This window comes from Mesorhizobium sp. M0119, assembly GCF_040322615.1.
GTDB lineage: Bacteria > Pseudomonadota > Alphaproteobacteria > Rhizobiales > Rhizobiaceae > Mesorhizobium.
Window position 1 is genome coordinate 76,136 of record NZ_JAMYTU010000024.1, and the last position, 7,717, is coordinate 83,852.

Sequence of the window (7,717 nt, forward strand, 5' to 3'; positions counted from 1 at the left end):
CCGGGTTGCCTTCACTCTTCCGCTCGGTGGAAATGGCGGGGCGTGTCCTGTCGACTTCAACAAGTGATCCGAAAGGCGATGGTGCCTCGGTTTGGATTCGGCTGTGGGTGGAACGTTGCCATTCGTCTCGTCGATGGAAACGAGCAGCAGTAAAGGTCCTCGTTAGGGTGGCGGGCGGATCGTCCTAGCGATCTGCTCTGTATCCATGTCTCCCGGTCCGGTTGCTAGTTGACAGACACGTGCTTTAAGATGGCTGCTTGAAGCGCCGATCGGCCCGTTGCCCGAACGGCTGGTCCGGGAGGGACGCTATGGCCCAGCAAGAGCAGTGGCAGCTGGAAGGCAGCGCTGCGGAACTCTACGAGCGCTACCTGGTCCCGGCAATCACAGCCCAGTGGGCTGCCGACCTTTTGGATCGTGCTGCGCCTCAATCTGGTGAGCGGATTCTGGACGTAGCTTGCGGCACCGGCGTGGTGGCACGCTCGGCGGCCGAGCGTATGGGAAATGGGCAGGTCGTCGGCCTCGACATCAACACGGGCATGCTTGCCGTTGCTCGATCGCTCCCGAGAGGTGCTGGACCGCGTATCGACTGGCACGAGGGAAGCGCGCTCGAAATGCCGTTCCCTGACTCCACCTTTGATTTGGTTCTTTGCCAGCTCGGACTGCAGTTTTTTCCGGACCGATCGAGTGCACTACGTGAGATGTTCCGGGTTCTGGTGCCTGACGGCCGACTGGTCTTAAACGTTTTCAGCGCTATCGAGCACACTCCCGCGGCCAAGGCGTTGGCGGATGCCTTGGATCGACACCTCGGTCCGGGCGCTTCGGCAACGAAACGGTCCGAGCATTCACTCGCCGATGCGGACGAGCTTTACCGATTGGTGGCCGGGGCGGGATTTCGTCAGGTGACCATCCACACGACGACACAGAACATCCGGTTCCCCTCGTCAAAGCAATACGTGCGATTACAGCTGGCAGCGACTCCGCAGGCTGGGCTGATCAGCGGAATGGAGGCCGGACATCGGGCCGCAGTCGTCGCAGCGATCACGGCTGATGTAAGTTCGTCGCTGGCAATCTATTCAACTGGAGGGGAGCTGATATTCCCCCAAGAGGCTCATGTCTTGCTCGCACGCAAGTAGCGCAGCTGACGCGCCGGTCGTCAACGTAGGTCAGGACCGCCGCCACGAGGCCGACGATCATCTGGAGTCGCGCCAGGGCGATCGTCTCACTGTCCTTGAAGAGTCCGAAACGCAAAAACCGCGCTCCATCGGAGCGCGGCTTTGCCAGATACGCATGGCGCTTCGCCAACAAAACACTTGCGAAACTTACGGCGAAACTTGCGGGCTCCGGTACGCGAGACCTGATCCGGAGCGCCGGGCGGATGTCCGCCTCGCAATCCGTTTTAAACGCACATCGTTACTGCAAGGTTAGCAAGAGCTTAAGCAAACCTAAACTTGCCAGCTTTCCGCATCAGGATATCGAAAAAACGATGAAATTCGGAGTTTACCCCGTGGCACCGCGCAGGAAATTTATGATGCCGGAAAAATCCGCGCCGGCGTTGCCTTGTGCATTGAACAGCGCATAGAGCTGGGCTGCCTCGGCGCCGAGCGGGGTTGCCGCACCGGCGCTCTGCGCGGCCTCCTGCGACAGTTTCAGGTCCTTCAGCATCAGTGCCGCCGCGAAGCCAGGCTTATAGCCATTGTTGGCGGGCGATGTCGGCACCGGGCCGGGCACCGGGCAGTAAGTGGTCAGCGACCAGCACTGGCCGGACGACGTCGAGGCAACGTCAAACAGCGCCTGGTGCGACAGGCCAAGCTTTTCCGCCAGCACGAAGGCCTCGGCAACGCCGATCATCGAAATGCCCAAAATCATGTTGTTGCAGATCTTCGCCGCCTGTCCGGCGCCATCGTCGCCGCAATGAACGATGCGGCCGGCCATCGGCTTGAGGATTGGTTCGGCCTTGGCGAAGGCGTCCTTCGAACCGCCGGCCATGAAGGTCAGCGTGCCGGCCGCCGCACCGCCCGTGCCGCCGGAGACCGGCGCGTCGATCGTCAGCAACCCGTGCTTGGCGGCGATGGCATGGGCCTTTCGGGCCGACTCGACGTCGATGGTCGAGGAATCGATGAACAGCGCGCCTTTTTTCGCCTTGGCCGCGATGTCTGCGTAAACCGACAGCACATGCTTGCCGGCCGGCAGCATGGTAATGACCGCATCGGCATCCTTCACCGCTGCAACGGCATTGGCCATGATGACGACGCCGTGCTCCCTGGCGATGACGAGGTTTTCCGGCACCAGGTCGAAGCCGTACACGGCGTACCCGGCCTTGACCAGGTTGGCGGCCATCGGATTGCCCATATTGCCGAGGCCGATGAAGGCGATAGTGGTCATAATGGCGCTCCGTGGTTGGGTAAGGCAGTAGGCAGTAGGCAGTAGGCAGTAGGCGGCCTATTCGGGCGCAAGTTTGCTAATAAGTTGGCGAAGCATTTTTCCGATGCCCTCGGTCGCTAATAGCATGTGATAAGCTTGATCATGCGTAGCAAGGCCAATGCGTTCGGCGATCTGGAGGTGCGTCTCGAACTCCTTCAGCGACCCCTGCGCTATCCTGAGAAATTGCTGATAGGAGCCTCTGTTGTCTCGGCCATAACCTTCCGCGATGTTTGCAGGAATAGAGGTTGCCGAGCGGCGGATTTGGCTGGTCAACCCATACAATTCTTCTTTTGGCCATGCCTTGGTCAGGGAGTAGGTTGTGACGGCCAGATCCATCGCCTGCTGCCATACGATAAGATCCTTGTACGAATTGATCTTGCCGGTCATCTTTCTGCCTACTGCCTACTGCCTACTGCCTACTGACTTACCGTCCGATCAGGGCGCGAGCGATGATGACGCGCATGATTTCGTTGGTGCCTTCGAGGATTTGGTGGACGCGCAGGTCGCGCACCAGCTTCTCGATGCCGTAATCATGCAGATAGCCGTAGCCGCCATGCAGTTGCAGGGCGTCGTTGGCAACATTGAAGCCGGTGTCGGTGACGAAGCGCTTAGCCATAGCCGACCATTTCGAGGCATCCGGCGCCTTGCGGTCGAGCTTCGAAGCGGCGGTGTAGAGAAAGATGCGCGCTGCCTGCAGTTCGGTCTCCATGTCGGCGAGCTTGAACTGCAGCGCCTGGAACTGGTTGATCTTCGACCCGAAAGCCTTGCGCTCGGCGGTGTAGGCGAGCGCCTTGTCGAGTGCCGATTGCGCGCCGCCGAGCGAGCAAGCGGCGATGTTCAAGCGGCCGCCGTCCAGCCCGGCCATGGCGATGCCGAAGCCGGCGCCTTCGACTGAGAGCAGGTTTTCCGCCGGCACCTTGCAATCCTCGAAAACGACCTGGCGCGTCGACTGCATGTGCCAGCCCATCTTGTGCTCGTTGGCGCCGAAGGAAAGGCCCGGCGCATCGTTCGGCACGACAAAGGTGGAAATGCCTTTCGGCCCGTCGGCGCCGGTGCGCGCCATGACGACATAGAGATCGCTGTCGCCGGCGCCGGAGATGAACTGCTTGGCGCCGTTCAGCACATAATCGCCGCCGCTCTTGACCGCGCGCGTCTTCAGCGCCGCGGCATCGGATCCCGAGCCCGGCTCGGTCAGGCAGTAGCTGGCCAGCCATTCCATCGAGGTCAGCTTCGGCAGGAAGCGCCGGCGCTGTTCGTCGCTGCCGAAGCGGTCGATCATCGATGCCGCCATGTTGTGGATCGAGATGAAGGCGGAAAACGCCGGATCGGCCCGCGAAAGCGCCTCGAAGATCAGCACGGCGTCGAGCCGGCCGAGCCCCGAGCCGCCGACATCGTCGCGGACATAGATGCCGCCAAGGCCGAGCGGGCCTGTCTCGCGGATCACATCGGCGGGGAAATATTTGTTGCGATCCCAGTCGAGTGCGTTCGGCGCCACACGGTCGGCCGCGAAGGCCTCGGCCATCTCCTGGATGGCGCGCTGGTCCTCGTTGAGTTCGAACTGGCTGGTGCCCGCATCGACAGCGGCGTCCATGGCGTGCTCCCTGATGTTCCGGCCTGCTGGCCTGTCGTTTTTGGCTTTGCGCGCAGTCTAATCTAGACCAATGATGCCGCCGCGCAACCCGACCGTCTCGATCCAACTATCCGGGCAGCCGCTGTGCGCGAATGCGCTTTGGAGCAAAGTGTGACGACAAATTTTGACGAACTGCTTGGACGCTTCCATGCCTATCTCCAGACGTTCGACGATGCGCTGGTGCGCAACGCCGTGGCCCGCATCGGCTGGGACATGCCGGGCCGGCAGCTTGAACCGCATGCACTGCCTTGTCTTGTCCAGCTCGACCGTATCGTCGAACTCGCTCCCGCTGCGGCCAAGTCGCTGGCGCGGCTGGTTGCGGAGCGTCGCGGCGATCTGCACTGGGGCCAGACCTATGGCGAAGCGGATTTCGGCAAGGGTTTCATCGACAATTACGGCTGGCTGGAGGTGTTCGGCACGCGCGGCCATTTCGTCAATGAAGAGGTCGCGGCCGGCCTGCTGATCCTTGGGCCCGACATCGTCTACCCCGATCACCATCATGTCGCGGAGGAGATCTATATCCCGCTGACCGGCGGCGCCGAATGGCGCATGGGCGATGGCGGTTTTCGCCTTCGAGCGGCGGGCGAGGTGATACACCATGCCTCTGACGTCAGCCACGCCATGCGCACCGGCAAGGAGCCACTGATGGCGCTCTATCTCTGGCGCGGCGGGCCACTGGCAGCCAAGTCGACGATCACCGGAACCGTTGCGCAGGGCAGGGACTGACATGGCCAAGGCGATCATGCTGCAGGGCACGGGTTCGGATGTCGGCAAGACGGTGCTCGTCGCCGGTCTCTGCCGCGCGGCGAAGAAGCGCGGCTTGAAAGTGCGGCCGTTCAAGCCGCAGAACATGTCGAACAACGCCGCTGTCGCCGATATTCCGGGCGTTTCAGGCGGCGGTGAGATCGGCCGCGCCCAATGGCTGCAGGCGATCGCCTGCGGCGTGGCGCCGACCATCCACATGAACCCGGTGCTGCTCAAGCCGCAGACCGATGTCGGCGCTCAAGTCGTCGTGCAGGGCAAGGTGTTCGGCGAGGCGCGGGCGCGCGATTACCAGGCGCTGAAGGGCCGGCTAATGGATGCGGTGCTGGACTCCTGGGCAAAGGTCGGCGAGGGCGCCGATCTGGTCATTGTCGAGGGCGCCGGCTCGCCGGCCGAGATCAATCTCAGGAGCCGCGACATTGCCAATATGGGCTTTGCGACGTGCGCCGGCGTGCCGGTGATCCTGGTCGGCGATATCGATCGCGGCGGCGTCATCGCCTCGGTCGCTGGCACCCATCTGATCCTGCCGGAGGAGGACCGGCGTATGATCGTCGGCTATCTCATCAACAAGTTCCGCGGCGATGTCTCGCTGTTCGACGATGGCATCGAAGCGATCGAAAAATTCACCGGCTGGCGCTGCTTTGGCGTTGTGCCGTGGCTGAAGGCGGCGGCGCGGCTGCCGTCGGAAGATTCCGTCGTGCTCGAACGGCTGGCGTCCGGCGAGAAACGTGCGCTGAAGATCGCCGTGCCGGTGCTCTCGCGCATCGCCAATTTCGACGATCTCGACCCACTCAAGGCCGAACCGCAGGTCGAGGTGGTGTTCGTGCCGCCTGGCCAGCGCCTGCCGCAGGATGCAGGGCTGGTGGTCATTCCCGGCTCGAAGTCGACGATCGGCGATCTCCTGAAATTCCGCGAGAACGGCTGGGACCGCGACCTCGCCGCGCATAGGAAACGCGGTGGCCATATCGTCGGCATTTGCGGCGGGTTCCAGATGCTCGGCCATGTCGTGCGCGATCCCGATGGCATCGAGGGCAGCGTCACCGAGACGCAAGGCCTCGGGCTGCTCGACGTCGAAACGGTGATGGAGCCGGAAAAGACGGTGCGCAACGTCAGCGCGCGCTCGGTGCAATTCGATCTGCCGCTCGAGGGCTACGAGATCCATCTCGGCCGCACCACCGGTCCGGACACGCTGCGGCCGTCCGCCGTCATCAACGGCATCGATGACGGCGCTATCTCGGCCGACGGCAAGGTGCTGGGCACCTATATGCACGGTCTGTTTTCCGCCGATGCCTTCCGGGCGAAATTCCTCGAAAGCCTCGGCGTCAAGGGCGGCGGCATCGACTACCGCGCTGAGGTCGAACGGGCACTGGACGAGATCGCAGCCGAGCTGGAAACCCACCTCGACTGCGACGCCATCTTTGGGCTGGCGCGTTAGCTGGCGGGTTCGTCGGCCTTAGGCCAGTAGGTGCCGAACGACCAGACATTGCCTTCCGGATCGCGATGAATTCGCGGCTGCCATAGTCGCGGTCGGTGAGTTCTTCCAGAATCTCGGCGCCGGCGGTCTTTGCCCGCGCGTATGCCGCGTCTGCGTCGGCGACCGCAACGTAGATCGACTTGCCGCCGCCCGAACCGGGCGCGCTGACCATCTTGCCATAGGCATCATCGCGCGCCGTGCCGAGCATGATGATCGAGGACCCGAAAGCGAGTTCGGCGTGGTGCACCACGTCGCCTTCGCCATAGCGGGCGCGGACGCTGAAGCCGAAGGCCTCGCAGAGCCAGTCGATCATCTTGCCGGCATTCCTGTAGCGCAGCGCCGGATAAAGCCGCGGTGGTTCGGTGGTGTTCGGCATGGCTGATCTCCTTCAGTGGGTTAGTCGATAACCCAGTCTGGGCGAAGGCCGGTCACGCGTCTTGAAGAAATGTTACCTCGCGCCAAGCGCCGTCGGCGTCATGCCGGCGAGGTCGCGGAACTCGCGCACCAGATGCGCCTGGTCGGCATAGCCGCAGTCGGCGGCGATGTCGGCCCAATCGCTGTTGACCTGTCTCGACAGGCCGAGCGCATGGTTGAAGCGGACAATGCGCGACAGCGTTTTTGGGCCGGTTCCGATCGCGTCCGAAAATTTTCCGGCAAGATGCTTGCGGCTCCAACCCAGCTTGTTGGCAAGCAATGAGACGCGAATCCGGCCACCCGTCGTGACGATCGTCTGGTAGGCCCAGGCTATTTCGGCTTGAGTGCGGTCCGCCGTTGCCAACCGGTCCGCGACGAAGGCCTCTGAGATGGCAAAGCGTGTGCTCCAATCCGGTGCATTGCCAAGCCTTTCGCGCAGCGCGATGCCTTCAACGCCAAGCACGTCATCGAGCCCGACCATGCGGTCGGTCAGTTCGCTCATCGGCCGGCCGAAGAAGCGACGAGCGCCGAGCGGGGTGAAATTGATCTGCACGCAGCAGGCGCCGCCGAAGGATTCGATCACCACCGGCCCGGCATAGAGGCCTGCGGCAAAACTGGCGAAGCGGTCATTGTCGCTTGGGTCCTTGCCAAGCCCGATGGCAAAGGGTTCGGCAAAGCTGATGACCAGCGGCACGGTCAGCGAGGCATATTCGACCGCGCGGAAATGGCCTGGCATGGTTTCGCGAAAGCCGCATATGTCAGTGACGGCGCCCTGAAGCCGATGACTGGGCGCGCGCCGCACCATCTCGAACCGATCGAGCCCTGGGCCGTCGTGGCGGCTGCCGTCTTCGCTGGCGGGCATGCGCTTTCCTTCCGCAAAGCGACTTTAACAGACCATCCTGCAGAATCAAAAGCGCCCGGGTGTTTGCCGGGCGCGCCGAGTTGGCTGAGATTATTAATTTTAATGCGGTGTTTTTAATCGCCCCGACAAAGGCAGCCCGCGGCCCGCGCGAGTT

Annotated in this window: 7 protein-coding genes and 1 pseudogene; 3 read left to right on the plus strand and 5 right to left on the minus strand. The window is 62.7% G+C overall.

Going from position 1 to position 7,717, the window contains the following annotated elements:
• The first annotated feature begins 308 nt into the window (after positions 1–308).
• Complete coding sequence (locus NKJ40_RS21335; protein ID WP_352467744.1) at positions 309–1,133, plus strand: methyltransferase domain-containing protein; 825 nt, start codon at positions 309–311, stop codon at positions 1,131–1,133.
• 364 nt (positions 1,134–1,497) lie between these two features.
• Here NKJ40_RS21335 and mmsB read toward each other — a convergent pair whose 3' ends face one another.
• The 3 genes from mmsB to NKJ40_RS21350 are packed head-to-tail and all read right to left on the minus strand — an operon-like array spanning position 1,498 to position 4,012.
• Positions 1,498–2,382, minus strand: a complete 885-nt coding sequence (mmsB, locus tag NKJ40_RS21340) for a 3-hydroxyisobutyrate dehydrogenase (protein ID WP_352467745.1) — start codon at positions 2,380–2,382, stop codon at positions 1,498–1,500.
• A 57-nt stretch (positions 2,383–2,439) separates the two neighbouring features.
• A complete protein-coding gene (locus tag NKJ40_RS21345) occupies positions 2,440–2,808 on the minus strand; it encodes a four helix bundle protein (protein WP_352467746.1) in 369 nt (122 codons plus the stop codon).
• A 37-nt stretch (positions 2,809–2,845) separates the two neighbouring features.
• Positions 2,846–4,012, minus strand: coding sequence for an isobutyryl-CoA dehydrogenase (locus NKJ40_RS21350; RefSeq protein WP_352467747.1), 1,167 nt, complete (start codon positions 4,010–4,012; stop codon positions 2,846–2,848).
• A gap of 150 nt (positions 4,013–4,162) precedes the next feature.
• On the opposite strand from NKJ40_RS21350, the gene NKJ40_RS21355 reads away from it, so the two are divergent.
• Positions 4,163–4,777: a dimethylsulfonioproprionate lyase family protein gene (locus tag NKJ40_RS21355; RefSeq protein ID WP_352467748.1), complete on the plus strand. Its 615-nt coding sequence runs from the start codon at positions 4,163–4,165 to the stop codon at positions 4,775–4,777.
• A 1-nt stretch (position 4,778) separates the two neighbouring features.
• The gene (locus tag NKJ40_RS21360) at positions 4,779–6,248 is read left to right on the plus strand and encodes a cobyric acid synthase (protein ID WP_352467749.1); all 1,470 of its coding nucleotides are present in this window, start codon (positions 4,779–4,781) and stop codon (positions 6,246–6,248) included.
• Here the strand turns inward: NKJ40_RS21360 and NKJ40_RS21365 are convergent.
• Positions 6,245–6,663, minus strand: a pseudogene (locus NKJ40_RS21365) (VOC family protein). The gene NKJ40_RS21360 and the pseudogene NKJ40_RS21365 overlap by 4 nt on opposite strands.
• Positions 6,664–6,735: 72 nt before the next feature.
• Complete coding sequence (locus NKJ40_RS21370; RefSeq protein WP_352467750.1) at positions 6,736–7,563, minus strand: helix-turn-helix domain-containing protein; 828 nt, start codon at positions 7,561–7,563, stop codon at positions 6,736–6,738.
• Positions 7,564–7,717 lie beyond the last annotated feature (154 nt).